This is a genomic window from Cedecea colo, from assembly GCF_011808225.1.
Taxonomy (GTDB): Bacteria; Pseudomonadota; Gammaproteobacteria; order Enterobacterales; family Enterobacteriaceae; genus Dryocola; species Dryocola colo.
Window position 1 is genome coordinate 1 of sequence record NZ_SOYS01000008.1, and the last position, 14,723, is coordinate 14,723.

Here is a 14,723-nt window from a genome sequence, read left to right on the forward strand (position 1 = left end):
TCCTCCGTGAGGCTTAACCTTACAACACCGAAGGTGTTTTGGTGAGAGACGATAATTTAATTTTCAGCTGAATTCCGAGATTAAACATTGATGGTCATGAGAATGACGGTTAATGAAACAGAATATGCCTGGCGGCAACAGCGCGGTGGTCCCACCTGATCCCATGCCGAACTCAGAAGTGAAACGCCGTAGCGCCGATGGTAGTGTGGGGTCTCCCCATGCGAGAGTAGGGAACTGCCAGGCTCCAAATCAGTGACAGGCCCTGCACGCAAGTGCAGGGCCTTTTGCTGTCTGCGATTTACGAAAAACTATCCTGCCAGCAGGCGGGGCGCCCCTTGTTTCCTTCCTGTCAAACTACGCTTAATCTCCCCATCCCTCATTGAACTTCATCGTACCGAATTTCGAATATCTGAAATCCCAGTTTGTTTCATCAAAATGCATAGCAAGCTCACAATTTCTAACCCTATCGATACAATTAATTCCGTTTTCAATAACATTTTTAAGAAGGCTGTTTTACTGTATTCGGGACTTTTTGCTCTTTCAGGAAGACAGGAGATTAGAAAATGACAGAGGCAGCAACCACGCATGAAGAAAAAGCTGCTCTTACCGGTTCGGATACCCGTCGGCGTATTTGGGCAATTGTAGGAGCATCATCGGGTAATCTCGTCGAATGGTTCGATTTTTACGTCTACTCGTTCTGTTCGCTTTATTTTGCGCACATCTTTTTCCCTTCGGGGAATACAACCACTCAGCTTCTTCAGACCGCCGGCGTCTTTGCCGCCGGTTTTTTGATGCGCCCAATTGGCGGCTGGCTTTTTGGTTATATTGCGGATAAGCACGGACGGAAATCATCAATGCTGATTTCCGTTTGTATGATGTGCTTCGGTTCACTGGTTATTGCCTGCCTGCCTGGCTACGAAGCCATTGGCACTTGGGCGCCCGGGCTTCTCTTGCTGGCGCGCTTGTTCCAGGGATTATCCGTTGGCGGTGAATACGGTACGAGTGCGACCTATATGAGTGAAGTCGCCGTTGAAGGACGAAAAGGTTTTTATGCGTCATTTCAGTATGTGACGCTAATCGGAGGACAACTTTTGGCTTTACTGGTCGTAGTTGTGCTGCAGCAGGTTTTAAGTGAGGGCGAGTTGCGTAGCTGGGGCTGGCGAATACCTTTCGCTATCGGTGCCGTGTTAGCTGTTGTTGCCCTGTATCTGCGCCGATCTCTGGATGAAACGTCGGATAAAGCAACTCGCGAGCATAAAGACGCAGGCACGCTTGGTGGGCTATGGAAGAATCGCCGCGCCTTTATGATGGTCCTCGGTTTTACCGCTGCTGGCTCGCTAAGCTTTTATACCTTCACAACCTACATGCAGAAATATCTGGTGAATACTGCGGGTATGCATGCCAACGTGGCAAGCGGCATCATGACCTTTGCGCTGTTCATTTTTATGCTCATGCAGCCGCTCTTTGGCGCGCTTTCGGACAGAATTGGTCGCCGCACCTCAATGCTTTGTTTCGGGAGTCTTGCCGCAATTCTGACTGTACCTATCCTGACTGCCTTACAAAATATCAGCTCGCCCTACGCGGCGTTTGGCCTGGTCATGCTGGCGATGCTAATCGTGAGTTTTTACACTTCGATAAGCGGGATCCTGAAAGCTGAGATGTTCCCGCCTGAGGTTCGCGCGCTGGGCGTCGGTCTTTCTTATGCTGTGGCCAATGCATTCTTCGGCGGCTCGGCAGAATACGTTGCGCTTTCGCTTAAATCTTTTGGGATCGAAACTGCATTTTTCTGGTACGTTTCAACAATGGGCGCAGTGGCTTTCCTGGTATCGCTGATGCTGCATCGGAAAGGAAAAGGTATCAAACTTTAGTGCTCGGCTAGCTGCCAGAAAGCATAGCCGGTGGCCGCACCGGCTATATCCCAGGAAAGGTCTTTCCAGCTCCAGCCGCTTCCCGCCTCACGGCTATCCCACAGTTCTTTCGTGGCTCCCAGGCTGACGGAAAACAGGAACCCAAAGTTTGCGCTGCGTGAATTGCTCCAGTCCTGCCGCTGCCCATACTCATTGCCTGCTGCGGCAAGCATAGCCGACGCGATAAAATGTTGAGCTTTGTCCTGACCATGCCAGCGATCCTGAGCCATATGGCTGCAGCCGCTTAACAAAAATATTGCCGGTAAGATTATCCTTTGCATATTCACTCTCACACATAAAAAAGCCCTGCGAAGCAGGGCCTTAATTATAGATGAATCAGAGAATACGGCTTATCAGCCTGTCGATTCGAATACGGCGCAAGCGTCGAATCAGCTTACGGACTTTTACCGGATACTCGGCAATGCTTTGCAGATCGCGGTAGTGCTGTACTACCGTTGTGTGGGTACGGATCAGTTCCAGCTCGCGAAGGCGAAGCGGTGCCAGCTCTTGTTTCGGATCGTGGATCAAAAGTGCGTTTTCCAGATCTAAACGCCACGCTCGCGGGTTTAGATTATTTCCGGTAAGCAGCATCCATTCGTCATCAACCCACATGCCTTTCAGATGATAGCTGTTATCTTCGTCCTTCCACAGGCGGACGATCAGTTGCCCGCTATTTACGTAATACTGCAGGCGGCTCAGGAAGCGACGCAGATTGATTTCGTATAAATAAGGCAGGGCCCCGATGATCTTAAACGGCTGATCTTCCGGGATATAAAAGTCATTAGCGGTTTTGTCGCCAACGATAATTTCTACCTGTTTGCCATCGCGCAGAAGCTGAATAATATTACGCACCAGCACCGCTGGCAGGTTGAAATATGGCGTACAGATAACCAGCTTTTGCTCTGTACACGGCATCAGATGGAAAATGGTTTTATTGAGCAAGCTGGATTTGCCAAGCCCGACCAGCGGCGTAACGGAAAGCTGCTCGTTGTCGGCATTGCCCTGGAAATGGAAAGTGGCGTCGCGTAGTTCCTGGCGGTACAGGCGAATTTCGTTTTTGATTTCCGGGCTCTTTGGACGATGCGGGACATCGAGACGATGCACGGCGCGGCCGTGAACCAGATACTGATTCACCCAGGCATACATCACATCTGCAAGCCGTGGGTTACCGACGATTTGATAACGATCGTAACGATATTTGTCATGCTGATGAAGGTAAACGTCGTTCAGGCTGGCGCCGCTGTAGATGACGCAGTTATCAATGATAAAGCCTTTAAAATGTAATACGCCAAGCGCTTCACGAGTGTTAACGGGCACACCATACACAGGAATATCTACACCAGGATATTGCTCTGACATGCTGTGATACCAGTCAGCATTAGTATTAGTTGCGGCCACGCCGATACGGCCACGTTGCGCGCGGTGCCAGTCGACTAAAACCGTTATTTCAATTTCCGGACGTTTTTGCTTTGCTTCATAAAGCGCGGAAAGGATACCGTTGCCGGCATCATCCTGCTCCAGGTACAGCGCGACAATACAAACGCGGTGCGTTGCGCTGGCAATTTTTTGCAGCAAGGTTTCGCGGAAATCCGCAGGGGAAAAAAGGGTCTTTACATCATCAACTGATTGAGAAAGCTTTGGCAATTGGGCAAGGTGTTGTTGATGTTTATTACGCTTAAATTTAGACAACATCACAGTGCATATCTTCTCTATTCATTGGATGGCCTCTGCAAAATCCAGACGTCAGAACTTGCTGATAATACCACTACTGCTTCGCAAAGTGAGTAAGTTTTCCAGTGCCTTACTCACAAGCCCGCGCTTTTCACCAGAGGCAAAGTCAGGCTAACGATACCATCTTCAAGCTGTATGTCGACTTCAAAGCCCAGTTTTCTGGCAAGCGTAACCATGCCCCGATTATTCGGCATAGTGATGCCGTTTAGCCTTTGCAGGCCGTGATCGCGCGTATAGGCAATCAGCTTTTCCATTAATCGACGGCCCAGCCCCAGGCCTTTTAAATCAGACCGCACCAGCACGGCAAACTCGGCGTCAATATTATCGGGGTCTGAAATGGCTCGCGTTACACCGAGAATTTCATCCCGGTTGTCCTGCCGTCGCACCGCAACAAAGGCCATTTCCCGATCGTAGTCGATCTGGGTCATATTGGCTAAATCTTCGTGGGTAAATTCGTTTATCTCGCTGAAATATCGATAATAAAGATCTTCTTTGGTTACCTGAGCTATAAACTGCTGAAGCTCAGGTTCATCTTCAGGAAGGATCGGACGGAACAGACAGCTCTTGCCATCCTTGAGAACAACTTTTTCTTCCAGTTGGTGCGGATAAGGGCGTACAGCAAGTCGTGCGTCAGGATCGCCTTCGAAAGGTGCGAGTTGCAACGTAACATCCAGTAAAGTGAACTCATTTCCTGAAGCCAGCAGAGGGTGAATATCCAGCCGATGGATCTCCGGGCAATCCACGATCAGGTCAGAAACCTGCACCAGTACCTGACTGATGCCGGCGATATCAAGCGGGCGCAGGGCGCTGCGGCCGCGGATCTTGCCGCTTTTTATCGCCTGAATAACCAGGTAGCGGGCGAGGTTCATATTGAGCGGAGGCAGAGCGACGACGGCCTGCTGGTCTGGCCGCCACTCAATGCCGCCCTCACCGAGCATAATCAGCGGACCGAATACCGGATCCTGTTCCACCACCACGCGTAGTTCCTGAGCTCCTGCGCGGTTTGCCATGCTTTGCACTAATAAGCCGTGTATACGCGCCTGCGGCCAGGTCATTTTCACACGATCGATGATGGCGTTTGCAGCCTGCTGTACCTCGCTGGCGGTGCGTAAATAAAGCATAACGCCCTGGACTTCCGATTTGTGCGGGATATCCGGCGAGCGTAATTTTAACGCCACCGGGTAACCAATTTGCTCAGCGATATGCACCGCTTCGGCACTGTCGCCAGCAATCCAGGTCGGCAGCGTATTCAGGCCATACGCCTGTAAAATTGGCTGCACTTCGTGAGTATCAAGTGACGTCGCTCCTTCCTGTACGGCTTGTTGAATAAGTCGATGTGCATCGCTGGCGTTGGCCGCAAGGTTGGCTGGCAGGGCAGGGGTTTCGCGCAGCTGCTTCTGGTTTCTGCGGTATTCAACCATATGCATGAACGCCGTAACCGTGCCTTCAGGGGTGCGATAAGTAGGTATGCCCGCATCGCTGAAAAGCCGCCGTGCTTCCTGGGAAGAAAATTCGCCGCACCAGTTGGTTATTATTGTGACGTATTTCCCCCGCGGATGGCGGCGCAGTAATTCAATTAACTTAGCCGCGCTTTCTGTTCCGGGAGCCGCAGCGCTGGGAGCGTGAATAATCATTAATGCATCAAGGTTCTGGCTATCGAGCAGCGCTTCAGCAGCGTGCAGATAGCGATCGGGCGTTGCATCGTCACGTAAATCCAGAGGATTGCCGCTTTCGACGCTAACGGGTAAGACACTTTGCAACTTCGCCAGCGTTTCTTCATTTAATGAAGCCAGTTTGCCATTACGACGCCATAACTCATCCAACGCGAGAGCAGCAGGAGCCGCTCCGTTACTGATAATCATTAATCTCTCGCCGCGAAGCGGGCGCATATGGCTCAGGGTTTCTACTGCGGAAAACAGTTCATGCGTATCCTGCACGCGCAGCAGGCCGGCGCGTTGAATCGCCGCATCCCAGGCTGAATCCAGACCGGGATGCGTTTTCAGCAAAGCCTGCGCTTTGGCGCTACGGCCGCTTTTAATCACCAGAACAGGTTTATTGCGTGAAGCGCTTCGCGCGGCTGAAACAAAACGACGCGCATCGCTGAGGTGTTCGAGGTAAAGCAAAATCGCACTGGTTTTGGTATCGCGCGCCAGATAGTCGAGCAATTCATCCACGTCGATATCCAGACTATCACCAAGCGCGATAAACCAGGAGAAGCCCATTTCGCGCTGCTGCGCCCAGTCCAGAATGGTGTTAGACACGGCTGCGGATTGGGAAATGAACGCCAGTTTGCCTTTCAGAATGGGAACCGGGGAAAAACTGGCGTTCAGACCTTGCCACGGCGCAAGCAAGCCCAGGCTGTTTGGACCAAGTAATCGTATCTGCCAGCGGTTCGCACAGGCTAATAGCTCAGGCAGTTGTTCCGGCGAAGCAGAGAGAATAATGCACGCCTTACAGCCCTTTTCGCCGAGAGCCTGCAGTAGCCCAAGGTTGCGTTTTGAATGCGTACAAATTACGGCGAGATCGGGTGGGAAAGGCAGGCTGGGAATATCAGGCCAGGCAAGGACGCCGCAAACGGCCTGATAGCCCGGCGTAACCGGCATAACGGGACCATTAAATCCCCCGGCCAGCAGGTTACGCATCATCAAAAAACCGGCGCGATCGGTTTTCGCTGAGGCCCCAATAACGGCGATCGATTTGGGGCGCAGCAGCGCCTCCAGCCCACGTTGACTCATTGCTCTCTCCCCTGAGACATATCTACGTGAGTTTAAACGCTTTCTGGCTCCGCTGCTGTGACGCTAGCCTGATGATGGGGTTTACCTGCCAGGTAACGCTCGCGGAATAAGGTGAAATGGCCCGTCAGGCCAAAAGCGGCCTGGTTATCTCCGGCCTGCTCAAGAAGCGCCGCCGCAACTTCTGCGGTGCAGTATTGCCCGTCCACGCTGGCAACGCGCAGCCGGTAAGCCGATGCGATACTCAAATCTACGGAGATAACGGGTAATGCATCAAGCCAGGGGCTTTTACGGAACATTTTGCGTGCTTCGGTCCAGGTTCCGTCCAGCATGATAAACAGCGGCGGCTTGCCGGAAAGCGGTGGCGTTGTCAGCACCGTTCTGTCTTTATCGGCATATGAGGCGGGGAAAACGACCATCGGCTGGTAGCCGGGATCGGCGACCAGATCGAGCAGCGCCCGCGGGGGATGGGTACGCGACCATTGAAACGCAGCCGTATCAGGAAGAATATCGGCGATCAGGCGGCCGGTATTGCTTGGCTTCATTGGCTCCGTATCGAACATTACCAGACAAAATCGGCTCCGCGCAGGCTGCGGTTGCAGCGTATCGCACAGGCAAAGCTTCAGCGGCAAAAGGCAACGCTGGCAACGGCGTATACGGTTACCACGGGCAAGAAACGGGCGGGTAGCGCGCGCCAGACGTTCAGCGCGAAGACGAAGAACAGCGTTTTCAGTCATCAGGATACGTAAGTAAAAACGCCATTCTAACGTAGATAGTCAAGGGGAGCACAACATTCGCGCCCGCTTTAATGGTCAGATATTTTCGTTCAGCCAGCCGTCGAACGGCGCCTTCGGCATGGCTCCGTTTAACATATCCACCATCTCACCTTGCTTAAAGATCATAATGGTCGGAATGCTGCGAATACGGAAACGCGCGCTCAGGGCCGGTTCTGCTTCAGTATTGACCTTAACAAAGCGAACCTTGCCGCTACGTTCTTCGGCTACGTCTTCAAAAATAGGGGCGAAGTTAACGCACGGGCCGCACCAGGGCGCCCAGAAATCAACGACGACCGGCAGATCGTCTTTCAGCAGCCGATCCAGCGTTTCGCTGGTTGCGTTAATGACCTCGCCATCGAAGAGTTCGTGGCCGCAGCGTCCACATTTTGCAACGTCGTCAATACGGTCGTCAGGAATGCGATTAATAGCCTGGCAGGCGGCACAAACGGTATTCATAACTAACCTCTAAAGGTGTGATGTCAGGAGATCGGCGTAAATAACCGATAATGTTTCTAATATGTTAAAGAGTATCGGGGATTAATCCGGTGTCAACAAAGCGATTTATTCGATGGTTACAATAGTTATTAGCTTTTGAGCAAAGTTAATGGCTAAGCGGTGCCACATCGGGTAATCTGCGCGCCACGCGCTCAGCCAGGTGGAGAGAAGAATGAACGACGAATTTAAAAGCAAAAGCGGCAAGGTCAAAGTGATGTATGTCCGCAGTGACGATGACAGCGAAAAGCGCAGCCAAAACCCGCGTACTGGTAAAGGTGGTGGGCGTGCGTCAGCTCCGTCACGTGGTGAGGGCGGACGTCGCCCACGTCGCGATGATAAGCCTGGCGCCGGGCGCGAATGGGGTCGTAGTGTCGATCGTGAAGATCGCGGTGATTCACCATGGCGTACGGTTTCCCGTGCCCCACGTGTTGAAGAATCAACAACGCCGGATCAGGACGGCAGCAGCGTTAAGAGCTTTGTCGACCCGGAAGTTATCCGCCGTCAGCGCGCAGAAGAAACCCGCGTTTACGGTGAAAATGCTTGCCAGGCGCTGTTCCAGAGCCGTCCGGACTGTATCGTACGCGCCTGGTTCATCCAGAGCGTCACGCCGCGTTTCAAAGAAGCGCTGCGCTGGATGGCCGCCAACCGCAAAGCCTACCATGTCGTAGACGATGCGGAGCTGGCTAAAGCATCCGGTACCGAGCACCACGGCGGTGTTTGCTTCCTGATCAAAAAACGCAGCGGAATTAGCGTGCAGAGCTGGCTATCTAAAGCAGGCGAGGACGATTGTGTTCTGGCGCTGGAAGACATCGGCAACCCGCATAACCTCGGCGGCATTATGCGTAGCTGTGCGCATTTCGGCGTGAAAGGCCTGCTGGTGCAGGATGCTTCGCTGCTGGAATCCGGTGCTGCGGTGCGTACGGCAGAAGGTGGGGCGGAGCACGTTCAGGCTATCAGCGGTGATACCTTTACTGAAGGTCTGGAGCAATTCCGCAAAGCGGGATATGCCATTGTCACCACTTCCAGTCATCAAGGAACGCCGCTGTTTAAAGCTGAGCTACCGAAGAAAATGGTGCTGGTGCTGGGCCAGGAACGCGAAGGCGTAACGGAAGCCACCTTTGAAAATGCCGATATGAGTATTGCTATCGACGGAACCGGCAACGTAGAAAGCCTGAACGTTTCTGTGGCAACCGGCGTGTTGCTCGCCGAATGGTGGCGTCAGAATAAAGCGTAATCGGGCTTAGCTTGCTGACAAAGAAGGAAAAAGCGTGGTTGTTCCTTCTTTGTGTTTATCAGCCGAAAATCAATGAATTGATTTTCCTTATTTTTTATTCGACGGTATAGGTTCAACCTGTGTTGGTTGAAAGTTTGTCATCAGGCTCAGCCAGCTTAATAAAGCTGGCTTTTTTATGCTTACCGATCCGGAAGCTTCGGCGACCAGTCTATCGGCGTGAGACCACGTTCAATGAGATATTCATTGGCTTTAGCAAAATGCCCGCAGCCGAGGAACCCGCGGTGAGCGGAAAGCGGCGAAGGATGCGGCGCCTGCAAAACATAATGGCGTTTGCGATCGATAATGCTGCCTTTCTTCTGCGCGTGGGATCCCCACAAAAGAAACACAACTCCTTCAAGGTGCTGATTAATCAGCTCAATCACCTTATCAGTGAACGTTTCCCACCCCAGACGTGCATGCGAGTGCGCCTTGCCGGCCTCAACGGTTAACACCGTGTTAAGCAGCATCACGCCCTGGCGTGCCCAGCTTTCCAGATATCCATGATCGGGCCGCACAAAATCCGGGAAATTATTTTGCAGCTCTTTGTATATATTGCTGAGCGACGGAGGAACAGCAACGCCGGGAAGCACGGAGAAAGCCAGACCGTGTGCCTGGCCCGGGCCGTGGTAGGGGTCTTGTCCAAGGATCACCACTTTTACATCGCCAAGCTCCGTAAAGCGAAAGGCATTGAACACATCTTTTTGCGGCGGATAGACGGTGACGCCTGCCGCACGTTCATCGGCCACGGTGTTAAGCGTGTTAACGAAATAGGGTTGCTGCTTTTCTTCGGCCAGCACGTCGTGCCATGTAAGTGAGGTGGTCATGTCGCTCTCCTGCGCATCGTTATACTGATAGCTTAACCGCTTCTTTCTTCTTAGCAAAATTCACAGCGCCCCGCTGGGCGAGTAGCACAACAAAATTTGAAACTTTACAAAATTTTTAATCCCACGCGTTGTGGCTAAGTTGATGTAAAACAAATAAATGCAAATATAACCATGTTTACTATATGGATTTTATTGACTTAAATCAAAGTTTGCAGTCGGCGGGGCTGGTATACAGATCATCAGCGCAATAAAGGTTTTACCAATGAGCCAGAACGCGGCTCAAAAGAATCAGCAAAACTAGCCCACAGGGAGATATAAAATGATTACTGGTATCCAGATTACAAAAGCTGCAAACGACGAACTACTGCACTCTTTCTGGCTGCTCGACAGCGAAAAAGGCGAAGCACGTTGTGTATGTGCGAAAGCGGGCTTTTCAGAAGATGAAGTGGTGGCCGTAAGCAAACTCGGACAGTTTGAGTATCGCGAAATTCCGCTGGAAGTAAAACCTGAGGTCCGTGTGGAAGGCGGCCAGCACCTGAACGTGAATGTGCTACGTCGTGAAACGCTGCAGGATGCCGTTGAGCATCCGGAGAAATACCCGCAGCTGACTATCCGTGTTTCTGGTTATGCCGTGCGTTTCAACTCCCTGACGCCAGAACAACAGCGCGACGTGATCGCTCGTACTTTCACTGAAAGCCTGTAATCACGTAAAGAATGCAAAAGCCGGCTCAGCGATGCGTCGGCTTTTTTGTCGGTTCGACAGAATTTTGGGCTAAAACGGCCAAATCCCGGACTCAATTTATAAAAAAACCGCCTCCGGAGAGACGGTTTTTTGTTTTACTGCTGAATTATTCCGCAGACTCAGATTTCGCGGCGCTCGGCTTACGGCGCTTGCCAACGTTTTTCTTATCGCGGTGACGAACTTTCACGCGCGGCTTTTCTTTCTCGTCTTTCTTTTTCTCTTCACGCTTCGCAAGCACTTTCTTCGATGGCTTGCCGGTGAGTTTTTCACTTGGCGCGCGAGTCGTTGGGCGCAGCTCATCAATGACTCGTGATTTTAACGGCTCATTCATGTAGCGAGTAATTTTGCCCAGCAGCAGATGATCGTGAGCTTCAACCAGAGAAATTGCCGTGCCTTTAAGGCCTGCACGCCCGGTACGACCGATACGGTGTAAATAAGTATCGGCTGTGCGCGGCATATCAAAGTTGAACACGTGACTCACGTCTGGAATATCGATACCGCGCGCAGCAACGTCCGTGGCAATCAGCACGTTGACGCGTCCATCGGTCAAACGTTTGATAGCCTCGGTGCGTTTCATTTGCACCATTTCACCTTCGAGATAGCAGGTATTAATACCCGCTTCACGCAGCCATGCTACCAGCTCATGCACGCGCTCGCGCTTACGAACAAATACGATGGAGCGCGTCGCGTCCGGCTGTTGCAGCAGGTTCACCAGCAGCGCAGTTTTATGCACCACGTCATCGGCACGGTAATACCACTGGTGGATTTTCTTACGCTCGCGAGTGGACGGCGTAGCGGAAACCTCAACTGGATCTTCCAGCAGACGTTCTGCAAAATTCTTAATCGCATCGCCTTCAAGCGTGGCGGAGAAAAGCATGGTCTGTTTACGCCAGCGAGTTTCGGCGGCGATAGTTTCAATATCCTGTGCGAAACCCAGATCCAGCATGCGATCGGCTTCATCCAGAATCAGCGTCTCTACCGCGCGGCAGTCAAAGTTTTCTTCTTTGATGTATTGCAGCAGGCGGCCGGTGGTGGCGACCACGATATCCTGGTTCTCGCTGAAGACTTCAGCATGGTTCATATAAGCTACGCCGCCGGTGATAGTGGCGATATCAAGATGCGTATGTTTCGCCAGCTCACGGGCGTGATCCGCTACCTGCATTGCCAGCTCGCGAGTTGGCGTAACGATCAAAATGCGCGGCGGGCCGGATTTCTTGCGCGGGAAGTCGATCAAATGCTGTAACACTGGCAGCAGATAGGCCGCCGTTTTACCGGTACCCGTTGGTGCGGAACCCAGAACATCACGCCCCTCAAGCGCAGGAGGAATGGCGGCAGCCTGAATGGCTGTCGGGCGAGTGAAGCCCTTATCCTGGAGCGCGTCCAAAAGGCTTTCGTCTAGTTCGAGTTCGGAAAAAGTGCTTACAGTCATGGTCTACCTCTATGTGGGGCGCCGATTATAGACGTTATGGCTGCGATCTTCATCTGTTAGTGTATCTAAGTGATGCTTTTCCTGGCATCGAGTTTCACTTATGCTACTGCGGTTTCTTTACAGGGTTAATAAGATGTCCAGGCAGAAAGCGCATTTGCGTCGTGACGGATTCACATTTAAGCAGTTTTTTATCGCCCACGATCGCTGTGCGATGAAGGTTGGTACGGACGGTACTTTACTCGGCGCCTGGGCTCCGGTCGCCAACGTTAAAAGCGTGCTGGACATTGGCACGGGAAGCGGTTTGCTGGCGCTGATGCTTGCGCAACGCACGCCTGATAATGTCACCATCGATGCCGTGGAACTCGATCCCATCGCGGCTGAACAGGCGGCAGAAAACGCCAGCGGCTGCCGTTGGGCGTCCCGTATAAACGTGCATTGTGCGGATATTCGCCAATGGGCGCAGCAGGCGACAAAACGTTATTCCCTTATCGTCAGCAACCCACCTTTCTTCGAGCAGGGAAGCGCCTGTGCTTCACCTGAACGCGCGCAGGCTCGCTACACCACAACGCTTGATCATAGCGCGTTGCTGAGCAGTGCGGCGCAGCTAATTACCGAAGACGGTTTTTTCTGTGTGATCATGCCTGAAACGGCGGGTACAGCCTTTACGGAGCTGGCTAAAACGCAGGGATGGTTTGTGCGCTATCGCACGGACGTTGCAGATAATGAAACCCGTTTACCTCATCGTGTGATGCTTGCGCTCTCGCCAACTGACGGTGAATATTTTACCGAGCGCCTGGTTATTCGTGGGCCAGACCAGACCTGGTCCGAAGGTTACTGCGGTCTGACCCAGGATTTCTATTTATTTATGTGAAGCGGAGAAAGGATGCTCGGCCCCGATTGTTCTGCAAGATTCGGATAGTCGAGCGTGTAGTGTAATCCCCGGCTCTCTTTACGCATCATCGCGCAGCGCACAATCAGCTCCGCTACCTGCACAAGGTTTCGCAGTTCCAGCAGATTGTTGGAAACCCGGAAGTGCGCGTAATACTCATCGATCTCTTGTTGCAGCATGGTGATGCGGCGCAAAGCGCGCTCCAGGCGGCGCGTGGTACGCACAATACCTACATAATCCCACATAAATAATCGCAGCTCGTGCCAGTTATGTTGAATAACAACCTGCTCGTCCGGGTTGTCTACCCGGCTGTCATCCCAGTCCGGCAGGGATTTCGTTTCGCGGGCGAAAGGCATGCGCTTAATGATATCTTCCGCAGCGGACCAGCCGTAAACCAGGCACTCCAGCAGGGAATTCGAGGCCATACGGTTAGCCCCATGCAGGCCGGTATAGGTTACTTCACCGATGGCGTACAGGCCGTCAACGTCCGTGCGTCCGTTCTCGTCAATCATCACGCCGCCGCAGGTATAATGCGCAGCGGGAACAACGGGCACCGGTTCTTTAGTCAAATCGATTCCCAGCCCCAGCAGTTTTTCATAGATGGTCGGGAAATGATGACGGACGAACGCTTCCGGCTTGTGGCTGATATCGAGATACATGCAGTCTGCACCGAGACGCTTCATCTCGTGGTCGATAGCGCGGGCGACAATATCGCGTGGGGCAAGCTCGCCGCGCTCATCAAAATCGGGCATAAAACGAGTGCCATCAGGACGCTTGAGATAAGCACCTTCGCCTCGTAGTGCTTCTGTCAGCAGGAAGTTACGCGCCTGCGGATGAAAAAGGGCCGTCGGATGGAACTGATTAAACTCCAGATTCGCTACGCGGCAGCCTGCGCGCCAGGCCATGGCGATACCGTCGCCGGAAGAAATATCCGGGTTAGTCGTATATTGATAAACTTTCGAAGCACCGCCGGTCGCCAGCACAACGGCCTTCGCGCGGCAGGTTTCTACTTTCTCGCGATTACGATTCCAGACCCATGCACCGACGACGCGGCGGGTGCCCGGCAGGCCAATTTTATCAGAGACAATAAGGTCGACCGCGTTACTGCGCTCAATGATGCGGATGTTCGGGTGGCTCAGCGCCTTACCGACCAGCGTGGTTTCCACTGCTTTACCGGTCGCATCGGCTGCATGCAGGATACGGCGGTGACTGTGGCCGCCTTCTCGGGTCAGGTGATAGTTCTCTGACCCATTTGCCTGAATTTCTGTATCGAATAGCACGCCCTGATCGATGAGCCATTGCACGCAGTGGCGCGCGTTGCCTGCAACAAACTCCACCGCCTCGCGGTCACAAATTCCTGCGCCTGCAATAAGCGTATCTTCCACGTGCGAGTCGATGCTATCGGTTTCATCGAACACCGCTGCAATTCCGCCCTGAGCATAAAAGGTGGACCCTTCGTTAACCGGGCCCTTACTCAGAACAATTACGTTGCAGCTTTGGGCGAGTCGCAAAGCAAGGGAAAGACCGGCAGCTCCGCTACCGACGATCAGTACATCACAGGTAAGTTCGGAATGAGTGTTCATTGTGTTTAATTTACTAAACAAAGGTTGGGCCAGCATAGCACTCGACGTGGGTTGCAACACGTTTTTTTTCTATCCGCGTTGTATGAACTAAACAGCAGGCGTTTTTCATATGCCGTTAAGCATGAGGCGTCAGATAATGTAAAATTTTTGCGAAAGCGAGCGTTAGTTACAGATTTACTGATGAAAAATCGCCTTTCGTGCGATACTCTGCGTAGTGCTCTGCGGGTGGTTTTTTATAAAACAGAGCGTAACCGTTTTGCGTAGCCGAACTTATAATCAAGAAAAGATAATTCGCGAAACAGAACAGAAAAACAAAGGCGTAACGGAACTTTGCTCCCTTCG

General features: G+C 52.4%; 12 protein-coding genes and 1 rRNA gene. 5 read left to right on the top strand and 8 right to left on the bottom strand.

The genetic code is table 11. From position 1 onward, the window contains the following. Positions 1–127: 127 nt before the first annotated feature. Positions 128–243 (top strand): 5S ribosomal RNA (gene rrf, locus E2L00_RS15720). 320 nt (positions 244–563) lie between these two features. After that, a complete protein-coding gene (locus E2L00_RS15725; RefSeq protein WP_167613275.1) occupies positions 564–1,868 on the top strand; it encodes an MFS transporter in 1,305 nt (434 codons plus the stop codon). On the opposite strand, the gene E2L00_RS15730 is transcribed toward E2L00_RS15725, so the two are convergent. The 5 genes from E2L00_RS15730 to trxC form a co-directional block, all read right to left on the bottom strand. Further along, the gene (locus tag E2L00_RS15730; protein WP_167613277.1) at positions 1,865–2,188 is read right to left on the bottom strand and encodes a YfiM family lipoprotein; all 324 of its coding nucleotides are present in this window, start codon (positions 2,186–2,188) and stop codon (positions 1,865–1,867) included. The two genes, E2L00_RS15725 and E2L00_RS15730, sit on opposite strands and share 4 nt — an antisense overlap. A gap of 55 nt (positions 2,189–2,243) precedes the next feature. Further along, on the bottom strand, positions 2,244–3,599 hold the full coding sequence (gene pssA / locus E2L00_RS15735; RefSeq protein WP_167613640.1) for a CDP-diacylglycerol--serine O-phosphatidyltransferase: 1,356 nt from the start codon (positions 3,597–3,599) through the stop codon (positions 2,244–2,246). A 113-nt stretch (positions 3,600–3,712) separates the two neighbouring features. Beyond that, positions 3,713–6,373 (bottom strand): bifunctional acetate--CoA ligase family protein/GNAT family N-acetyltransferase, encoded by a 2,661-nt coding sequence (locus E2L00_RS15740; RefSeq protein WP_167613279.1) that lies wholly within the window; start codon positions 6,371–6,373, stop codon positions 3,713–3,715. 32 nt (positions 6,374–6,405) lie between these two features. Continuing rightward, complete coding sequence (locus E2L00_RS15745; protein ID WP_167613281.1) at positions 6,406–7,107, bottom strand: tRNA-uridine aminocarboxypropyltransferase; 702 nt, start codon at positions 7,105–7,107, stop codon at positions 6,406–6,408. A gap of 75 nt (positions 7,108–7,182) precedes the next feature. Continuing rightward, positions 7,183–7,602, bottom strand: coding sequence for a thioredoxin TrxC (trxC, locus tag E2L00_RS15750; RefSeq protein ID WP_167613283.1), 420 nt, complete (start codon positions 7,600–7,602; stop codon positions 7,183–7,185). Positions 7,603–7,813: 211 nt separating this feature from the next. On the opposite strand from trxC, the gene E2L00_RS15755 reads away from it, so the two are divergent. Then, positions 7,814–8,875, top strand: coding sequence for a tRNA/rRNA methyltransferase (locus E2L00_RS15755; protein WP_167613285.1), 1,062 nt, complete (start codon positions 7,814–7,816; stop codon positions 8,873–8,875). Positions 8,876–9,054: 179 nt separating this feature from the next. Here the strand turns inward: E2L00_RS15755 and ung are convergent, their stop codons facing one another. Continuing rightward, the gene (gene ung / locus E2L00_RS15760) at positions 9,055–9,738 is read right to left on the bottom strand and encodes a uracil-DNA glycosylase (RefSeq protein WP_167613287.1); all 684 of its coding nucleotides are present in this window, start codon (positions 9,736–9,738) and stop codon (positions 9,055–9,057) included. 319 nt (positions 9,739–10,057) lie between these two features. Between ung and grcA the strand changes: the two genes are divergently transcribed. After that, on the top strand, positions 10,058–10,441 hold the full coding sequence (gene grcA / locus E2L00_RS15765; protein ID WP_167613289.1) for an autonomous glycyl radical cofactor GrcA: 384 nt from the start codon (positions 10,058–10,060) through the stop codon (positions 10,439–10,441). A gap of 145 nt (positions 10,442–10,586) precedes the next feature. Here grcA and srmB read toward each other — a convergent pair whose 3' ends face one another. Continuing rightward, positions 10,587–11,909, bottom strand: a complete 1,323-nt coding sequence (gene srmB, locus E2L00_RS15770) for an ATP-dependent RNA helicase SrmB (protein WP_167613291.1) — start codon at positions 11,907–11,909, stop codon at positions 10,587–10,589. Positions 11,910–12,042: 133 nt separating this feature from the next. Between srmB and trmN the strand changes: the two genes are divergently transcribed. Further along, positions 12,043–12,780 (top strand): tRNA(1)(Val) (adenine(37)-N(6))-methyltransferase TrmN, encoded by a 738-nt coding sequence (gene trmN / locus E2L00_RS15775; protein WP_167613293.1) that lies wholly within the window; start codon positions 12,043–12,045, stop codon positions 12,778–12,780. On the opposite strand, the gene nadB is transcribed toward trmN, so the two are convergent. Continuing rightward, positions 12,765–14,381, bottom strand: coding sequence for an L-aspartate oxidase (gene nadB / locus E2L00_RS15780; RefSeq protein ID WP_167613295.1), 1,617 nt, complete (start codon positions 14,379–14,381; stop codon positions 12,765–12,767). The genes trmN and nadB overlap by 16 nt on opposite strands. Between the last annotated feature and the right edge of the window lie 342 nt (positions 14,382–14,723).